This window comes from Micromonospora sp. NPDC051141 (genome assembly GCF_044455765.1).
Lineage (GTDB): Bacteria > Actinomycetota > Actinomycetes > Mycobacteriales > Micromonosporaceae > Micromonospora.
The window spans coordinates 303,077-319,301 of sequence record NZ_JBITFD010000002.1 but is presented as its reverse complement, the minus strand read 5'-3'; the positions used below and the strand labels follow the sequence as shown (position 1 = coordinate 319,301).

Genomic DNA, 16,225 nt, shown 5'->3' with positions numbered 1-16,225 from the left:
CTGGGCCGGTGAGTGGCGAGTACACGCAGGAGTACGTGGACGTCGACGGCGCCCGGATCGGCGTCCAGGTCTATCCGGAGCCGGCCGGGCCACCCGGCGCGCCGGTGGTGGTGATCTGGCCGGCGATGGGCGTCCGGGCCCGCTACTACCGCCCGTTCGCCGCCGCGCTGCGCGACGCCGGGCTCGCGGTGATCGTGGCGGACCTGCGCGGCACCGGGGAGAGCACCCCGGCGCCCGCGCGCACCTGCCGGTACGGCTACGCCGAGCTGGCCACCGACGTCGGCGCGGTGCTGGACGCGCTCAAGCCCCGGCTGGACGGCCGCGTCCGGGTACTGCTCGGGCACTCCCTCGGCGGGCAGGTGGCGGTGCTGCACCAGGCGCTGCACGACGCCGGCCGGGTGGACGGGCTGGCGCTGGTCGCGGTGGGCCTGCCGTGGTGGCGTCGCTACCCGGGCCGGCGCGGCTGGGGCGTGCTGCCGTACACCCAGGGCATCGCGGCGGTGGCCCGGTTGCTGGGGGTCTGGCCCGGCTGGGGGTTCGGCGGCCGGCAGGCGAGCGGCGTGATCCGCGACTGGGCGCACACCGCCCGTACCGGCCGGTTCCCGGCGCTCGACGGCGTCGACGCGGAGGCCGCCGTGCGGCGGATCCGGACGCCGGTGCTCGCGGTCAGCGTCGACGACGACCAGTACACGCCGCACGAGACGCTTGACCACCTCTGCGACAAGCTGACCGGCGCGTCGGTGACCCGGCACCGCTACACCGTCGCCGAGGCGGGCGCCGCGCTGGACCACTTCACCTGGGTCCGCGCGGCGGCGCCGCTGGCCGCCCGGGTGGCCGCGTTCGCCGGCGCGCTGCCGGGACGGCTCCCGGGGGCGTGAGCCGGCCGAGGACGGGTATGCCGCACCGCCCGAACACGGCGGAGGGGGATCAGATGTCCGAACGGCACACCGCGTTGCGCTCGATGCACGACCTGGGCCTGGCGGCCTGGTTCGGCGGCTCACTGATGGGGGCGCTCGGCGTCAACGGCGCGGCGGCACGAATCGACGACACGACTCAGCGACTGCCGGTGGCCTCGGCCGGCTGGGCGCGGTGGACTCCGGTGAACGCGGCGGCGATCGGCGCCCACCTGGCCGGCGCGGTCGGTGAACTGGTCACCGAGAGCCCGCGGATGGCCCGGCAGTCCGGGGTGGGGAAGGCCAGCGCGGTGAAGACCGCGCTGACCGTCGGCGCGCTGGCGGTGACCGGCTACAGCCGGCTGATCGGCATGCGGCTGGAGAAGGCGGGCGGGCCGCCCGTCGACGGGATCACCGAACCGAACCACCACACGCCGGCCACCGTCGCGGCCAGTCAGCGGCAGATGAAGCTGCTCCAGTGGGCGGTGCCGGCGCTGACCGGCGCGCTCGTCGTGATGACCGCCTACATGGGCGAGCAGCAGAAGCCCGGTCAGGTGTTCCGCGGCATGCTGAGCCGCGGAGGCGGGCTGATGTCCGCGCCGAAGAACCTCGGCAAGATGGCCGCCATGGGCGCGGCCGGCCGCCATCTGGTCGCGGCCGGCCGCTGAGCCCACCGCGCGGCCGGCGACCCACATCGGGGTGGGTCGCCGGCCGCGCGGTGCCCGGTCAGGAGCCGGTGCCGTCCTCCCCCGGCACGCCGGGCGCGGACGGTTCGTTCTCCGGCACCGGCGACCCGGTCACCGGTCGTCCGGTGTCGTCCACCAGGCCCGGGGCCATGCTGCCGCCGTGCGCCTCCTCGGCCTCCCGGGTCGCCCGGGCATCCCGGCCGTCCGCTGTCGTCTCGTCCCGCCGTTCGTCCACCTGCTCGCCCCCTCGCTGTCGTCCCTGGCCGGTACCCGTGCGGCGGCCGGAAAAACCCGGGTGCTCCGGTGGCGCGGTGGCCGGTCGGGGCGCTAGGCACGCACGGCGGCGGGCACCACCCCGAGCAGCTCGGCGAGGCGGGCGGCGTCCCGTTGGGCCTGGTCGCCGCAGCAGTTGTTGGTCAGCACGTGCAGCTCGGCGCACTTGTCGGCCAGCTCGCGCAGCAGCACGGACCAGTGCCGCAGCTCCGACTCGCCGTAGGCGTAGCGGAACCGCTCCTGCTTGTCGCCGCTGGACCAGGCGTCGCTGTGTCCGTGGAACCGGACCACCGCCAGGTCGGTGGTGGCGACCAGGATCGGCGGCACCGAGGAGACGTGCCCCTGCGGCATGTCCACACAGCCGTATCCGAGGCCGTGCTCGCGCAGGAACGTCACGGTGTCGACCACGGCGTCCTCGGTGAACCAGGAGGAGTGGCGCAGCTCGACGGTGACCGGAAAGGGCCGGCACCGTTCGGCGGCGGCCAGGATCCGCCGCCGGGCCGCCTCGCCGCGGGCCAGCCACGGCGGGAACTGCAACAGCACCGCGCCGAGCCGGTCGGCCGCCGCGAGCGGCGCCAGCGCCGCGTGGAACCGTTCCCAGAGCTGGTCGTACGCCCCGGCGGACAGGTCGCGCCACCGGATCCGGCTCGGGCCACCGGTCGGCCGCAGGTCCTTCGGCAGCGCGTCGACAGGCGTGTGGTGGCCGGTGAAGAGCCGGAACGCCTTGACGTCGAAGGTGAATCCGGGCGGGGTGGCGTCCGCCCACGCCGTCGTGGTCTCCGGCGCCGGCACGGCGTAGTACGAGGTGTCCACCTCGACCAACGCGAAGTGCTCGGCGTACCAGCGCAGCCGGCCGGCGGGGGTGTTCGCCCCGCGCGGATACCAGCCGGAACGGACCAACATCTGATCGGCCCATGAGGACGTGCCCACCTTGATGACACCCATGTCGTTCAGTTCACCGCGAACCGGACGGACCGGCAACCGGAGGCTCCGGTGTGGAGCGCCGGAGTTGTCGGTGCCGGGTCGTACCGTGGCCCGGAAACGATCGAAGGGACGAACGGCATGGCTGTCACGAACGGCATGGCTGTCACCGACCGGGTGCCCACCGGCGAGCGGGCCGATCTGCTCGCCGCCCTGCGCCGGCACCGTGGCTTCCTGCGCCAGACCGTGGCCGGGCTCGACGACGCGCAGGCCGCGCGCCGCAGCACGGCCAGCGAGCTGTGCCTCGGCGGGATCGTCAAGCACGTGGCGATCACGGAGCGGAGCTGGGCGCGCTTCGCGGAGGGCGGCGCCGAGGCGATGCGGAGCGAGCCGATCGACTGGTCCGGCCAGTTCCGGATGGACGAGGGCGACACCCTGGTCGCGCTGCTCGCCGAGTTCGACCGGGTGGCCGCCGCGACGGACGCGCTGGTCACCACACTCGACCTGGACGCCGCGCATCCGCTGCCCGACGAGCCGTGGTTCGAGCCGGGCGCCGCCTGGACGGTCCGCCGGGTGCTGCTGCACCTGATCGCCGAGATCGCCCAGCACGCCGGCCACGCCGACATCATCCGCGAGTCGATCGACGGCGCGAAGACCATGGGCTGACCCCCATCCGTCCCCGAGGTGGGGGCGCGGCGCGGGCGAGGGTGACCGGTCTCACGCCGCCCGCCCGGTCCGGCGTGTGACGCTCCCACAGGTGGCGGCGCTGAGGGTCACGAGATGGACGCATCCCGCCTGGACCAGGAAACCGTCGAGCGACTGCTCGCCGGCTCCTCCGACGGTGCGCAGACCGCTCCCCCCGCGCTCGTCAGGTTCCTCGACGCCGTCCGGGCGGGGCCCGACGCCGGGGAGCTCGACGGCGAGGCCGCCGCCGTCGCGGCGTTCCGGGCGAGCATCCCGGCCATCGGCCGGGCGGCCGGCGCCCCGGGGCGGCGGCCGGCAGCCGGCGTCCCCGGGCGACGGCCGGCGGCGGGCGTCCCCGGGCTGCGGCCGGCAGCCGGCGTCCTCGGGCGGCGGCGCGCGGCGGGACGCCCCGCCGCGGGCGGGCGGCCGGCCCGCCGGTTCGCCGGGTTGCTGGGCGTCAAGCTCGCCGTCGCCACGCTGGCCGCGTCGCTCACCGGTGGCGTCGCGCTGGCCGCGGTGACCGGCAACCTGCCCGGCGCCACCCGCGACGAGGCGCCACCGGTCGGCGTCAGCACCGGCACCCGACCCACGGCCGCCTCCACGCCCCCGGGCCGCCCGAGCCGTCCGGTCCCCGGTCCCACCGTCGGCGCCCCCGATCCGTCCGCCCCGGCCGGGCTCTGCGCCGCGTACCGGGCGGTCGCCGGGGCCGAGCGACGGCGCGCGCTGGGCACCCCGGCCTTCGCCGGGCTGGTCGCCGCCGCGGGCGGCCCGGACCGGGTGGTCGGCTACTGCGCCGCCCTACTCGACGGCACCGGTGCGCCGACCGGGTCCGGCACCCCGACGCCGGGCGACCCGAGCGGGCGGCCGGAGCATCCGACGGGCGGCCCGCCGACCGGTGTCGTTCCCACCCCGGCCCCGTCCGGCCCGCCGGCCGGCACGGTACGGCCACCGACCGCCCCCGCCACCGGACCGCTGGTCAGCCCCACCGCCGACACCGCACGGACGCCGGCCGGTCCCGGCTCCGACACCGCACGGACACCGGGCGGCCCCGGCGCCGACCGGACACCTGACGACGCCGCCCCCGACCCGACCGGCCGGCGCGCCGGTTGACGACCGGCTGGTAACTTGCCCCGGTGACCCCACGGCGTCGCCGACCGGCGATCCTCCTCCGCCTGGCCGTGGTGCTCGGCGTGGTGGCCGGCATCGTGCTCACCGCGCTCGGCCCGGCCACGGTGACCGGCCTGCTGCCCTACTTCACCATCCAGAGCAACGTGGCGGCCGGCGTCCTCGCCGGCTACGCCGCCTGGTGCGCGGCGCGCGGCCGGCCGGAGCCACCGAGCGTGCTCAAGGGCGCGGTGACGCTCTACATCACCATCACCGGCACGGTCTACCACCTGGTGCTGGCCAATCCGGCGAGCCCGTTCGCGATGGCCCAGCCGCACCGCGAGCCGGGCGAGTGGTGGGGCAACCACCTCCTGCACACCGTGGTGCCGCTGCTCGCGATCGCCGACTGGGCGCTGTTCGACAGGCGCGGCCGGCTGCGCCCCCGGTACGCCGCCTGGTGGCTGGTGTTCCCGCTGGCGTACCTCGGGTTCGCGCTGGTGCGCGGGCTCGTCGTGCACCGCTACCCGTACCCGTTCCTCGACGCCGGGCAGCTCGGCTACGCCGGCGTCGGGCTCAGCGCGCTCGGGTTCGCCGCGGTGTTCTGGCTGCTGGGCCTGCTGTTCGTGGGCGTCGACCGGCTGCTCGCCCGGGCGGGTGCGGAACCGGCGGCGCCGGTGGGCGGGCCACCGTCCCCGGCCACCGAGCCGACGACACCGGCGAGCCGCGCCGCCGGCTGACGGCGGCTGGCCGCGGGGTCAGGCGGCCTCCGGGGTGCCGGCCCGCAGCCGTCGGCGGCTGGCGCGTTCCCGGCCGTACGAGTCGGCCCGCCCCCACCGGCCCGGCACGTCGAGCAGCTCGATCCGGCCGTAGCCGGTCGGGATGGCGGGGTCCACCAGCAGGTTGTCCCCGCACGGACGCAGTCCCAGCATGACCGCGACCAGCATCAGCAGACCGCCGGAGGCCCACGACTGCGGTCGGCCGGCGGCCGGGAGCTGCACCGGGTGCTTGGTGACCCGGCGCGGATAGCCGGCGATCACCTCCGGCACCGACCCGCCGAGCGTCTCCGCCACCCCGAGCACGCCGGCGGCGATCCGGGCGGCCTCCGCGTCGTAGCCGTAGCGGCGCAGACCGGCCGCGACGAGCGCGTTGTCCGACGGCCAGACCGCGCCGAGGTGCGCGCCGACCGGGTTGTACGGCCGCTGCCCCTCGGCGTACGTGCGCACGCCCCAGCCGGAGAAGAGGGCCGGCCCGCACAGGTGGGCGGCGAGCGCGTCGGCCCGCTCGGGTTCCACGATGCCGCTCCAGAGCAGGTGCCCGAGGGCGGAGGTGAGCGCGTCGACCGGCTCCCCGTCGGGGGTGAGGGCCAGCGCGTAGTAGCCCCGCTGGGGGAGCCAGAAGTCCCGGTTGAACCGTTCCCGCAGCCGCGCCGCGTCGGCCTCCAGCCGCTCGGCGTACTCCGGGTCGTCCCAGCACTCCCGGGCCAGTCGGGCGCCCCGGATCCGCGCGTCGTACGCGTACCCCTGAAGTTCGGCGGTGGCGCGCGGGAACGGCGGCTCGACGCCGTGCCGGTCGACGATCGCCTCCGGCGAGTTGCGCCAGGTCTGGTTGGCCAGCCCGTTGACCGTGTTGCGCGACTGGTAGCGCAGGTAGCCGTCGCCGTACGGGTCGCCGTACTCGGTCAGCCAGTCCAGCGCCATCCGGGCCGGGTGCCGCAGTTGCCGGACCAGGTCCGCGTCGCCGCTCCAGCGCTCGTACTCGTCGAGCAGGACGACGAAGAGCGGCGTGGTGTCGGCCGCCCCGTAGTAGAGCGCGGTCGGCTCCTCGCCGAACGCGGCTGCCTCGCCGTACCGCAGCTCGCCGAGGATCTTGCCGGGCTCCTCGTCGTGGTAGTCGTCGAGCTGACCGCCCTGCAACAGCGCGAGCATCCGCAGCGTCGGCGGCGTCAGTTCGGGCGTGAACGGCAGCGTCTCCAGGCAGGTGATCAGCGCGTCGCGGCCGTACAGCGTCATCGCCCAGGGCAGCCCGCCGACCGGCACCCGCTCGGCGTACGCCAGGGGGGTGTACCGCAGCGCGGCCAGGTCGGTCAGCGCCTGCCGGTACGCGGCGGCCAGGGGTTGGCGTTCGGCGACGAGTTGCGGCGCCTGGTCGAACCAGCGGTCCAGGTCGTCGTGCATGCCCTGCCGGACCTGCTGGCGGTGCGCCTCGATATCGCTCCGCAGGTCCCGTTCGCCGGCGCCCTGGATGATCATCTGGACGTGCAGGTCGGTGCGCCAGGCGCCGTTCGGGTCGACCCGGATGCGGAACGTCATCCCCCGCTGGTCGATCTCGACCGGCGCGGTGCTGGAGACGCGGGTCTCCCGGGTGAACCGTCCGCGCTGGTAGCGGATCCGCAGCTCGCGCTGCTCCGGGTCGACGGTGGCCACCGGCCGGCGCGGGGCGGGGTGGCGGATCTCGGCGGTGTCGGCGAAGTCGCTGCCGATCTCCATCCGCACGATGAAGTCGGCCGGCTCGGCGGAGTGGTTCAGCACCATGATCCGCTCGTGGAACGTCTCCCCGAGCGAGCGGTAACGGATCACCGAGACGTCCGCGTCCACGTAGTGGCTGGCGGCGCCGGGCACCAGCACGAAGCGGGTCTCGAAGGAGGTCAGGTCGTCGCGGGACAACGACTGCAACCGCTCGCCGTCGACGGTCAGCACCCAGCGGGACAGGAACCGGGTGTCGAAGGAGAACAGGCCGATCGGCGCACACGGGTGGGCCTCCATGTCGCCCTGCGCGTCGCCCATGGCGAAGGTGTTGCCGGTGAGGACGGAGACCAGTTCCTGCTTCATCGGACCGCCGGCCGGTGGGGGGAGCCGGCCACGTCCCGGGGGTGCCGGGCGTCCGGCGGACCGGGGAAGATCCGGCGCAACGTCATCAGCAGTCTCAGGTTGCCCTGCACGGTGATGGCGTTGCTCAGGAGCGCCGCGGCGAGGTGCAGGCGGCCCGCGGCGATCCGGTCGAACACCTCCCGGTCGGCGTGGACGATCAGGTCCGCCTCCTCGGCCGAGCGGGCCACCCGCACGTCCTGCCGGTCGATGCTCAGGTACCAGTGTTCGGTCCGGCCGTTCTCCCGCAGGTCCAACCGGATGGTTCCGGAGGTGGTCTCCGGCAGCTCGGGGTGCCGGCCGGCCGCCCCCCGGGCGAGGTGCTCCGCGGCGGAGGTGCTCATCGGTCCTCCCTCGTGCGTCGTCGCGGCGGCCCGACGCCCGGCTCCGCCGTGGCCGCAGCGTTCCCGCCGCCCGGGTGAGTCCAACTCACCCGCTCCGGGTGAGACGGGCCGCCGGGGCGGGTACCGGACGGCCATGTCGACGACCGCTGACGCCACCACCGACCGGGTGCTGCTCGCGCTGCTGACCATGCAGCGGGAGTCCTGGGAGCAGGGGATCACCGGGCAGGCGTTGCTCGACCTGGGCCGCCTGGACGCGGCGACGCTCGTCGCGGACGCCGCGGTGACCCGGCAACGGCCCGACGGCCGGCTCGGCGAGCTGGCCGGGTCGGTGGGCGCGGTGAACGGCGCCGCCTGCGGCGAGGTGGTCCGGCACGCCGCGATCAGCACCGGCGATCCGAGGTACGCCGCCGCGCTGGACGCCCAGCTCGACTGGCTGACGCGCCGGGCCCCCCGGGACGTCGACGGCACGCTGTTCCACCTGCTCGACGGCCGCCAGGTGTGGGCCGACACGGTCTACATGGTGGTGCCGCTGCTCGCGCTGACCGGCCGGACCGAGCTGGCCGCCGCCCAGGTGACGGGGCACCGGCGCCGACTGCACGACGCGCGTACCGGCCTCTACGCGGCCCGCTGGGACGCCGACCGGGGCGAGCTGGACCGCCCGCAGCCGTGGGGGACCGGCAACGGCTGGGTGGTGGCCGGGATCGCCCGGGCGCTGCGCCTGGCGTCGGGCTGGCCGGCGGGAACGCGCGCCGAGCTGGCCGGGCACGCGGCGGAGGTGCTGACCGCCTGCCTGCGGTACCGCACCGACGACGGCCTCTTTCCCGACGTGCTCGACGACCCGGGCACGTTCCGGGAGGCGAACACCGCCCAACTGCTCGGCTACGCGGCGTTGACCGGGGTGGCGGACGGCTGGCTGCCGCCGTCGTGGTTCGACACCGGCGCGGAGCTGCTGGCCGCCGCCGCCCGGCGGGTGGACCGGTACGGGCGGGTGACCGGGGTGAGCGGGGCGCCGGACTTCGCCGGCCCGGGCACCTCCCCCGAGGCGCAGGCGTGCTTCCTGCTCGGGCGGGCCGCGCTGGGCCGCGCGCGGGCGGTGGTCAGCGCCGCCGGATGAGCCCGCGCACGTAGGCGGCCTGCCCGGCGTGCTGGAGGTCGTCGTCGAGCACGCTCACCAGCCGGACGCCGAGCGTCACCGGCGGGTCCCAGTTCTCGTCCACCACCCGGTCCAGGTCGGCCGGACGCAGCCCGCGCAGGTACGCCACGCTCCGCTGCACCACCGCCCGGTGGTAGTCGAGCAGCACGTCACCGTTCTCCGGGCGCACGGCGGCGATCTGCTCGGGCCCGTGGCCGTAGCCGGTGTCGTCCGGATCGGGGCGCAGGCCGCACCGGCCCGCCCAGTCGCCGGTGACCCAGAGCTGCCGCTCGCCGAGCAGGTCGGCGACGTAGTGGTCCTGGATCCGGGTCAGGTGCCAGACGAGCCAGCCCACCGGGTTCGCCCCGTCCGCCGGGGCCTGCCGTAGCTGATCGGGGTCGAGCCCGTCGAGGGCCCCGGCGACCAGGTCCGGCAGTCGCCCGTACGCCTCGGTCAGCAGGTCGTTCACGTCCACGTGCGCCTCACTCCCCCACCGTCTCGTGCCGTCCCCCGGGCAGTACCGCCCAGCGGGGGCGGCAAACCTCGCCGCCTAGGGTGGACGGGTGGTCGCGGCGCTGGAGCTGTACCTGGACACCGACGCCTCCCGGCGGATCCGGGTGTTGTGGGACCTGCTGGAGTCCGAGGGGGTGCCGAGCATGCGGTCGCTGCTGGCGCAGCGGCACCGCCCGCACGTCTCGCTGGCCGTCGCGCCCCGCCTCGACCCGGAGCGGGTGGCCACGGCGCTCGCCGGGACGGTGGTGGCCGCGCCGCTGCGCCTGGAGTTCCAGCACGCCGGTCAGTTCGTCGGACGGGTGCTCTGGCTCGGGCCGGCGCCCACGTCGGAGCTGCTGGCCCACCACGCCGGGGTGCACGAACGGCTGGCCCGGGCCGGTGTCGACGTGGTGGAGCACTACCGGCCGGGACGCTGGGTGCCGCACTGCACGCTCTCCATGCGGGTGCCGAACCCGCTGATGGCCGCCGCGGTGCGTCGCTGCCTGGAGGTGCTGCCGCTGACCGCCACCGTGGTCGGCGCCGCCGTGACCGACCACGCCCGCGACATCGCCCGGCCGCTGCCCTGATCCCACCGGCCGGCGGACGACCGGCCCGGAGCCGGAAGGCCGGGTTTCGCGCCATCTGCGGCCACCCGTGGCGATTCGCGCCGAACCGGGGCAAGCTGAGGAAAGCGCAGGTCAGAGCCATTCTGGCCACCCGAGGACGTGCGGCCGGAGCGCAGACGAGCCCACCCGAAGGAGACCGCGATGGCCGCACCCGTGATCCGTTCCGTCACCGCCACCCGGACCGTCCTGCTGCCCGGGCAGTCGACCACCGTACGGGTCGACGCCTACCACCCCGACTCGCGGCTGTTCACCGTCGCCGGCCGGGTCAGCGACCCCACCGGCGCCGCCTGGGACGCTCCGGTCCGGGTGGACCTGAGCGTCCCGCTGACCATCCAGCTCACCAGCACGTCGCCCGGCGTGACGGTCACCCCGAGCGGGACCGACCCGACCACCTTCACGGTCACCGTCCTGGCCGGCCGGGGCCCGGTCACGGTGACCGCGACCGCGCGGGACGCCGCCGGCCGCACCGGCACCGGCAGCCTCACGCTGACCGTGCCGCTGCTGGTCGGGATGAGCGCCGAGAAGGGGGCCCGGACCCGGCAGGTGGTCGCCGACTATCCGGACATCCGCTACATGCGCGACTACGGCACCGACGGCCCGGACGCGGACGCGTTGCCGGAGCTGCCCGCGCTGGACGCCGGCAAGTTCGTCGACGCGCCGTCGGCCGTCATGCACGTCTCCTGGAAGGACGACGTCGAGCAGTTGGCGGGCTGGCTCGACGGCGTACGCCGGCCGATCTACCTGACCTGGTACCACGAGCCGATGGGCGACGTGACGCCGGCGACGTACCGGGCCACCGCGGGCCGGGTGACCCAGCTCGTGGCCGGGCACCCCAACCGGCGCTGGGTGCTCGGGCACGGCCCGATCGTCACCCGCTACTGGCTGGACGAGGGCGGCGGCAACCCGGCCGACTGGGCCTACCCGGGCATGACGCACTACGGCGTGGACTGCTTCTCGCGGGACACCGCCGCGTACTGGCCCGCCTCCCGGATGTTCGGGGTGGCCTTCGGCAGGGTGCGCGCCGCCTGTCCCGGCGTCCGGCTGCTGGTGCCCGAGTACGGGCTGAGCCGGACCACCGCCGACACCACCGGCGCCGGCCGGGCGCAGGCGGTCCGGGACCACGTGGGCTGGCTGCGTCAGCAGACCGACGTGGACGCGGTCGCGTACTGGAACAACTGGGCCGACTTCGCGCTGGGTGACCCGCCGCTCGACGCCACCGCCTGGCGCGATCTCCAGTTCGTCGCGGCATAGGATGGGCCGATGAGGTGGAGCCGGTGACCGACGGGGGCGTGTCGGACCCGGGCCACGGCCATGCCTGCCTCGCCTACGACGACCCGGCGGTGTTCCACGCCTGGGCGGTCGCGCAGGTCACCACCGGTCTCGCCGCGGGCGAGCAGGTCTGGCTGGTCGGCCCGGAGGAGGCCGGCACCGTGGCCCGCCGACTGGGGTCGGTGCCCGGCTTCGACGCCGCGCGGCGACGCGGCGCGGTGCGGCTGTTCGCGGTCGGCCACGCCTACCGACACGACGAGGTCGTCGACCCGGAGCGGCAGGTGCAGGCGTACGTGCGGGCCACCACCGAGGCGCTGGCCGCCGGCCACACCGGCCTGCGGGTGCTGGCCGAGGCGACCAGCCTGGTCCGCACCGTCGCGCAGCGCGACGCCTTCGCCCGCTACGAGCACCGCATCGACCACTGGATGCGGCACCGGCCGATGTCGGCGGTCTGCGCCTACGACCGGCGGGTGCTCGGCGACGCGGCGATCGCGGAGCTGGCCTGCATGCATCCGGAGACCAACACCGACGTGCCGTTCCGGTTGTCCGCCGGCGGCGGTGACGCGGTGGTGGCGCTCGGCGGCGAGCTGGACCCGACCGCCCACCGGCTCTTCGCCGCCGCGCTGGAGCGGGCCGATCCGCGCCCGACGGCCGGGCGGCTGGTGTTCGACGCGACGGGGCTGCGCTTCGTCGACCACCGCAGCCTGCTGCTCCTGCGCGACCACGCCCGTCGGCACGACGCGGTCGCGGTGCTGCGCACCCGCCGGCCGGCCGCCGCCCGGCTGGTCGAGCTGCTGAGCCTGACCGGGGTACGGGTGGAGGTGGTCCGGTGAGGACCGGCGCGGCGGCCGGCCACGTGGGCTACTTCCACGAGGCGCTCCTCTACGACTCCGAGGAGGAGTTGCTGGCCGTGGCGCTGCCGTTCCTGTTGGACGGCATCGAGGCCGGCGAACGCGTCGCGGTGAGCCTGGACGCGCCGCACGCCGAGCTGGTACGCCGGGCGTTGCCCGCCGGCGCGGACGTCACCTTCCTGCCCGGTGGGGGCGTCTACGCCCGGCCCGCCACGGCGATCCGGGCCTACCGGGAGTGGCTCGGTTCGGCCGCGCCGGGCCGGGCGCAGCTCCGGATGGTCGGTGAGCTGCCGTCGGCGCTGCTCGGCGCCACCTGGGACGCGTGGGCCCGCTACGAGTCGGCGATCAACCACGCCTACGACGGTTTCCCGCTCTGGGGCATCTGCGCCTACGACCGGCGGGTGGCGTCGCCGCACGTGCTGGCGGACGTGATGCGCACCCATCCGCGGATCGCCCGGCCGGACGGCGGTCACGAGGCGACCGGCGTCTACACCGAGCCGTCGACCTATCTGGCCGAGTGCCGGCCGCCCCCGCTGGACCCGGTTCAACACACGACGCCGCTGGTCGAGCTGACCGACCCGACGCCGGCCCACGCCCGCGAGGCGGTCCGCGCCGCCGACCCCGGGCGCCTTCCGCCCGAGAGCGTCGAGGACCTGGTGATGGCCGTCAGCGAGGTGGTGTGCAACGCGACGCGGCACGGGACGCCGCCGGTGCGCCTGCGGTTGTGGTGCGCGGCGGACCGGATGGTGGTGAGCGTCCACGACCGGGGCGCCGGCCCCAAGGACCCGTACGCCGGGCTGCTGCCGGCCGGTGACGGCACCGAGGGCGGCCTGGGGTTGTGGATCAGCCACCAGAGTTGCGACCACGTCACCCACCACCGGGACGCCGACGGTTTCACCATCCGCCTGACGGCGGGGAATCCGCACTTCCCGGTCTGACCGTCGGACCGACCGGCGGGCCGGGGGCGGGGCGGGGCGAGCGCCGTGCGCGCACACGGTACCGTTGCGCCTCATCGTGCCCCGCGGCCTGGCGCTGGCGAACCGACGGAGGATGGCGCATGTCCAACGGTGAGGAACCGTTCGCACCCCACGACGACGTGTCCGCGCGACCGCGGTTCGACCCGGCGTTGCGCGGCTACGACAAACGGCAGGTCGACCGGTACGTCGAGCAGATGGACGGCGAGATCGGCGCGTTGACCGCCGCCCGGGACCGCGCGTACGCCCAGATCCGCGACCTGACCACGCAGGTGCAGCGGGCGCAGGCCGAGACGGTCGAGCTGCGGGACCGTCCGACGGCGGTGGACCGGGCGTCGTTCCGCGACCTCGGCCCGATGGTCGACCAGATCCTCGACCTGGCCGAGAAGCAGGCCGGCCAGATCACCGAGATGGCCACCAAGCGCGCCGACGACGTCCAGGCCCAGGCCGAGCGGGTGCTGACCGCGGCCCAGGAGCAGGCCGCCCGGGACCGGCGCGAGCTGGAGGAGGAGCTGTCCAACCGCCGGGCCGAGCAGGAGCGGGCCGACGAGGAGCGCCGGGTCGCCGCGCAGGCGGAGCTGGCCGCGGTCCGGGAGCTGGCGGAGAAGCTGCGCGCCGAGGGGCAGGCCGTGCACGACCGGGCCCAGCAGGAGGCGAAGCGGATCAGCGAGCAGACCACGCAGCAGGTCGAGCAGGCCCGGTCCGCGTCCGAGGCGCTGGTGAAGGCCGCCCGCACCCAGATCCAGCAGGAGGTGCAGGCCAACCGGAGCAAGGCCCAGCAGGAGCTGGCCCAGTGGCAGGCGACCATGGCCCGCGAGCTGGACGAGCGGCGGGCCGCGGCCGAGCAGGAGTTGGCCGACCGGGCGACGGCCGCCGAGCGGGACATCGCCGCGCTGGTCGCCGAGGCCCAGCAGTACGCCACCGAGGTGCGTGAGCGGGCCGACGAGGAGACCGCGGCGCACCAGGTGCAGCTCACCGCCGTGCAGCGGGAGATCCAGCAGCGGCAGGAGGCGTTGACCCAGCTCAAGAGCGAGCTGGAGACCGTCGGCAAGCAGTTGGAGCAGGCCCGTGGGGAGATCACCACGATCGAGCGGGCCGGTGCCGAGCTGGAGGAGCGGCTGGTCGGCGTACGCCGGGACCTGACCGCCGAGACCAGGCGGCTGGACGAGGCGCGGCGCGCGGCGGAGCTGGCCGAGCAGCACGCCAAGGAGACGCGGGCCCGGGTGCAGCGGGAGGCCAAGCGAGTGGCGGACCTGGCCGCGGCGGCGGTGATGGCAGCCGCCGCGGGTGGTGGCGAGACCGCCGAGTATCCGCAGGTGGCGGCGCGGCTGATGGGGACCGTCGCGGCGGCGACCGAGCCGGCGTCGGCCGACCGGACCGACACCGACCGGGCGGACGCCGACCGGGTGGAGGTCGACCGGGTGGAGGTCGAGCGGGACGAGAACGACCGGCCCCGGGCGGGGCGGGCGGAGGCCGAGCGGGACGACGTCGACCGGCCGCGCGCCGAGCCGTTCATCGAGCGGCTGGACGGGCCGAGCTTCGACGCGTTCGCGGTGCGGACGCCGGCGCCCCGCGCGGTGCCCGAGGCGGAGACCACCGGGCCGGACACCGGCGTCCGCGCCCCGGCCTGACGGTCGGGGCCACCGGCCGGCGCCCTTGCCACCTGCGTTTGCGATATGCAAATATGTGGATCTATTTGCCGCCTCGACTTCGGGGGTTCGACATGCGCAAGGCATCCTCGATCGGCGCGGCGGCGCTCCTGACCGTCGCCGCGGCGGGGGTCGCGGTGGTGGGCGCGGCGACGCCGGCCAGCGCGAGCTGCAGCCACCCCCACTCCAACGTGGACACCAAGTTCGGCCAGCTCTTCAACGCCACCAACGTCAACATCCGCAGCGGCCCGCACACCACCTGCGGTTCCCTGGGCTACGGCCAGCTCAGCCACAACGTCGACTTCCACTGCTTCGCCAGCGGTGACCGGGTCAGCGCGAACGGGCACACCACCTACACCTGGACCTACCTGCGGGACACCACCACCGGTGTCTCCGGCTGGGTCGCCGACGCGCTGCTCGACAACCTCGGCGGCAACGTCGCCTGCTGAGCCGGCCCACGCGCCGCGGGTCGGGCGGGCAGAATCACCGGGCATGACCGGAGTCGCCCTCCACCCGCCCGTCGAGCCGTACGCCACCCACCGGGTCCCGGTCGGTGACGGCCACGTCCTGCACGTGGAGGAGGTCGGCCGGCCGGACGGCGTACCCGTGGTGTTCCTGCACGGTGGGCCCGGCGGTGGTCTGGTGCCGGCGGCGCGGCGGTTCTTCGATCCCGGGCGCTACCGCGCGGTGCTGTTCGACCAGCGCGGCGCGGGCCGCAGCACCCCGTTCGGCGAGCTGCGGGCCAACACCACCGAGCACCTGGTGGCCGACCTGGAGACCATCCGACGGCGGCTCGGCATCGACAGGTGGCTGGTGTTCGGCGGCTCGTGGGGGGTCACGCTCGGCCTGGCGTACGCGCAGGCGCACCCGGACCGGGTGACCGGCCTGGTGCTGCGCGGCGTGCTGCTGCTGCGGCGCAGCGAGCGGGACTGGTTCTACCAGGGCGGCCTGCGTCACCTCCAGCCCGAGGAGTGGGCCCGGTTCGTCGCCCCGATCCCGCCGGCCGAACGCGACGACGTGCTGGCCGCCTACCACCGGCGGTTGCACGGCCCGGACGCCGACGTGGCGCGGGCCTGCGCGCGCTCCTGGGGGCGGTGGGAGGCGGTGAACTCCTCGCTGCGCCCCGACCCGGCGGTGCTCGACCACTTCACCGCCGACGAGCGGGCGTTGCCGATCGCCCGGATCCTGTCGCACTACGCGGTGCACGGCGGCTTCCTCGCGGAGGGGCAACTGCTCGACGGCGTGGACCGGATCCGCCACCTGCCGGCCGTGATCGTCAACGGCCGCTACGACCTGTGCTGCCCGCCGGTGTCCGCGTACGACCTGGCCTGCCGGTGGCCGGAGGCGGAGCTGCGGATCGTGCCGGACGCGGGCCACTCGGCGGCCGAGCCGGGCATCGCGCGGGAGCTGCTGCGCGCCGTCGACCGGGTCGCCGACCTGGTGAGCTGAACACCGCCCTCCCG

At 75.6% G+C, this 16,225-nt stretch carries 18 protein-coding genes; 13 read left to right on the top strand and 5 right to left on the bottom strand.

Translation table 11 applies throughout. The features are described 5' to 3' along the window. Positions 1 to 8 precede the first annotated feature (8 nt). Complete coding sequence (locus ACIA6B_RS03830) at positions 9 to 878, top strand: alpha/beta fold hydrolase (RefSeq protein WP_396770676.1); 870 nt, start codon at positions 9 to 11, stop codon at positions 876 to 878. Positions 879 to 931: 53 nt separating this feature from the next. After that, positions 932 to 1,561 (top strand): hypothetical protein, encoded by a 630-nt coding sequence (locus ACIA6B_RS03825; RefSeq protein WP_396770674.1) that lies wholly within the window; start codon positions 932 to 934, stop codon positions 1,559 to 1,561. A 58-nt stretch (positions 1,562 to 1,619) separates the two neighbouring features. Here ACIA6B_RS03825 and ACIA6B_RS03820 read toward each other — a convergent pair whose 3' ends face one another. Beyond that, positions 1,620 to 1,814, bottom strand: a complete 195-nt coding sequence (locus ACIA6B_RS03820; RefSeq protein WP_396770672.1) for a GTPase activator — start codon at positions 1,812 to 1,814, stop codon at positions 1,620 to 1,622. 92 nt (positions 1,815 to 1,906) lie between these two features. Then, positions 1,907 to 2,797: a DUF72 domain-containing protein gene (locus tag ACIA6B_RS03815; protein ID WP_396770670.1), complete on the bottom strand. Its 891-nt coding sequence runs from the start codon at positions 2,795 to 2,797 to the stop codon at positions 1,907 to 1,909. A 117-nt stretch (positions 2,798 to 2,914) separates the two neighbouring features. Between ACIA6B_RS03815 and ACIA6B_RS03810 the strand changes: the two genes are divergently transcribed. The 3 genes from ACIA6B_RS03810 to ACIA6B_RS03800 all read left to right on the top strand — a co-directional run bounded on the left by ACIA6B_RS03810 (position 2,915) and on the right by ACIA6B_RS03800 (position 5,298). Then, positions 2,915 to 3,439, top strand: coding sequence for a DinB family protein (locus ACIA6B_RS03810; RefSeq protein WP_396770668.1), 525 nt, complete (start codon positions 2,915 to 2,917; stop codon positions 3,437 to 3,439). A gap of 114 nt (positions 3,440 to 3,553) precedes the next feature. Next, positions 3,554 to 4,567, top strand: a complete 1,014-nt coding sequence (locus tag ACIA6B_RS03805; protein ID WP_396770666.1) for a hypothetical protein — start codon at positions 3,554 to 3,556, stop codon at positions 4,565 to 4,567. A gap of 23 nt (positions 4,568 to 4,590) precedes the next feature. Beyond that, positions 4,591 to 5,298, top strand: a complete 708-nt coding sequence (locus ACIA6B_RS03800) for a Pr6Pr family membrane protein (protein ID WP_396770664.1) — start codon at positions 4,591 to 4,593, stop codon at positions 5,296 to 5,298. Between the two features lie 18 nt (positions 5,299 to 5,316). Here the strand turns inward: ACIA6B_RS03800 and ACIA6B_RS03795 are convergent, their stop codons facing one another. Together ACIA6B_RS03795 and ACIA6B_RS03790 are read right to left on the bottom strand one after the other, a co-directional pair. Continuing rightward, positions 5,317 to 7,389, bottom strand: a complete 2,073-nt coding sequence (locus ACIA6B_RS03795; protein ID WP_396770662.1) for a glycogen debranching N-terminal domain-containing protein — start codon at positions 7,387 to 7,389, stop codon at positions 5,317 to 5,319. Next, the gene (locus tag ACIA6B_RS03790) at positions 7,386 to 7,769 is read right to left on the bottom strand and encodes an SCP2 sterol-binding domain-containing protein (protein ID WP_396770660.1); all 384 of its coding nucleotides are present in this window, start codon (positions 7,767 to 7,769) and stop codon (positions 7,386 to 7,388) included. The genes ACIA6B_RS03795 and ACIA6B_RS03790 overlap by 4 nt, the downstream gene beginning before the upstream one ends. Before the next feature lie 133 nt (positions 7,770 to 7,902). Between ACIA6B_RS03790 and ACIA6B_RS03785 the strand changes: the two genes are divergently transcribed. Continuing rightward, positions 7,903 to 8,883 (top strand): glycoside hydrolase family 88 protein, encoded by a 981-nt coding sequence (locus tag ACIA6B_RS03785; RefSeq protein WP_396770658.1) that lies wholly within the window; start codon positions 7,903 to 7,905, stop codon positions 8,881 to 8,883. Here ACIA6B_RS03785 and ACIA6B_RS03780 read toward each other — a convergent pair. Next, complete coding sequence (locus tag ACIA6B_RS03780) at positions 8,867 to 9,376, bottom strand: DinB family protein (protein ID WP_396770656.1); 510 nt, start codon at positions 9,374 to 9,376, stop codon at positions 8,867 to 8,869. The genes ACIA6B_RS03785 and ACIA6B_RS03780 overlap by 17 nt on opposite strands. A gap of 88 nt (positions 9,377 to 9,464) precedes the next feature. Here ACIA6B_RS03780 and ACIA6B_RS03775 point away from each other — a divergent pair, with 88 nt between their 5' ends. The 7 genes from ACIA6B_RS03775 to pip all read left to right on the top strand — a co-directional run bounded on the left by ACIA6B_RS03775 (position 9,465) and on the right by pip (position 16,211). Next, positions 9,465 to 9,980 carry a 2'-5' RNA ligase family protein gene (locus tag ACIA6B_RS03775; protein WP_396770654.1) on the top strand — a complete coding sequence of 172 codons (516 nt, stop codon included), beginning with the start codon at positions 9,465 to 9,467 and terminating at the stop codon, positions 9,978 to 9,980. A 180-nt stretch (positions 9,981 to 10,160) separates the two neighbouring features. After that, on the top strand, positions 10,161 to 11,270 hold the full coding sequence (locus tag ACIA6B_RS03770) for a hypothetical protein (protein ID WP_396770652.1): 1,110 nt from the start codon (positions 10,161 to 10,163) through the stop codon (positions 11,268 to 11,270). A gap of 23 nt (positions 11,271 to 11,293) precedes the next feature. Next, complete coding sequence (locus ACIA6B_RS03765; protein ID WP_396770651.1) at positions 11,294 to 12,121, top strand: MEDS domain-containing protein; 828 nt, start codon at positions 11,294 to 11,296, stop codon at positions 12,119 to 12,121. Next, positions 12,118 to 13,077: an anti-sigma factor RsbA family regulatory protein gene (locus ACIA6B_RS03760; protein WP_396770650.1), complete on the top strand. Its 960-nt coding sequence runs from the start codon at positions 12,118 to 12,120 to the stop codon at positions 13,075 to 13,077. Before ACIA6B_RS03765 ends, ACIA6B_RS03760 begins: the two co-directional genes overlap by 4 nt. A 119-nt stretch (positions 13,078 to 13,196) precedes the next feature. Further along, positions 13,197 to 14,744, top strand: coding sequence for a hypothetical protein (locus tag ACIA6B_RS03755; RefSeq protein ID WP_396770648.1), 1,548 nt, complete (start codon positions 13,197 to 13,199; stop codon positions 14,742 to 14,744). Positions 14,745 to 14,836: 92 nt separating this feature from the next. Then, positions 14,837 to 15,211: a hypothetical protein gene (locus tag ACIA6B_RS03750; RefSeq protein WP_396770646.1), complete on the top strand. Its 375-nt coding sequence runs from the start codon at positions 14,837 to 14,839 to the stop codon at positions 15,209 to 15,211. A 43-nt stretch (positions 15,212 to 15,254) separates the two neighbouring features. Next, positions 15,255 to 16,211, top strand: coding sequence for a prolyl aminopeptidase (gene pip / locus ACIA6B_RS03745; RefSeq protein ID WP_396770644.1), 957 nt, complete (start codon positions 15,255 to 15,257; stop codon positions 16,209 to 16,211). The last annotated feature ends 14 nt before the right edge of the window (positions 16,212 to 16,225 follow it).

Coding starts and splice junctions, on each gene's coding strand:
- ACIA6B_RS03825 (WP_396770674.1), top strand. CDS start 932: ATGTCCGAACGGCACACCGCGTTGCGCTCGATGCACGACCTGGGCCTG.
- ACIA6B_RS03815 (WP_396770670.1), bottom strand. CDS start 2,797: ATGGGTGTCATCAAGGTGGGCACGTCCTCATGGGCCGATCAGATGTTG.
- ACIA6B_RS03810 (WP_396770668.1), top strand. CDS start 2,915: ATGGCTGTCACGAACGGCATGGCTGTCACCGACCGGGTGCCCACCGGC.
- ACIA6B_RS03805 (WP_396770666.1), top strand. CDS start 3,554: ATGGACGCATCCCGCCTGGACCAGGAAACCGTCGAGCGACTGCTCGCC.
- ACIA6B_RS03795 (WP_396770662.1), bottom strand. CDS start 7,389: ATGAAGCAGGAACTGGTCTCCGTCCTCACCGGCAACACCTTCGCCATG.
- ACIA6B_RS03790 (WP_396770660.1), bottom strand. CDS start 7,769: ATGAGCACCTCCGCCGCGGAGCACCTCGCCCGGGGGGCGGCCGGCCGG.
- ACIA6B_RS03785 (WP_396770658.1), top strand. CDS start 7,903: ATGTCGACGACCGCTGACGCCACCACCGACCGGGTGCTGCTCGCGCTG.
- ACIA6B_RS03770 (WP_396770652.1), top strand. CDS start 10,161: ATGGCCGCACCCGTGATCCGTTCCGTCACCGCCACCCGGACCGTCCTG.
- ACIA6B_RS03755 (WP_396770648.1), top strand. CDS start 13,197: ATGTCCAACGGTGAGGAACCGTTCGCACCCCACGACGACGTGTCCGCG.
- ACIA6B_RS03750 (WP_396770646.1), top strand. CDS start 14,837: ATGCGCAAGGCATCCTCGATCGGCGCGGCGGCGCTCCTGACCGTCGCC.
- pip (WP_396770644.1), top strand. CDS start 15,255: ATGACCGGAGTCGCCCTCCACCCGCCCGTCGAGCCGTACGCCACCCAC.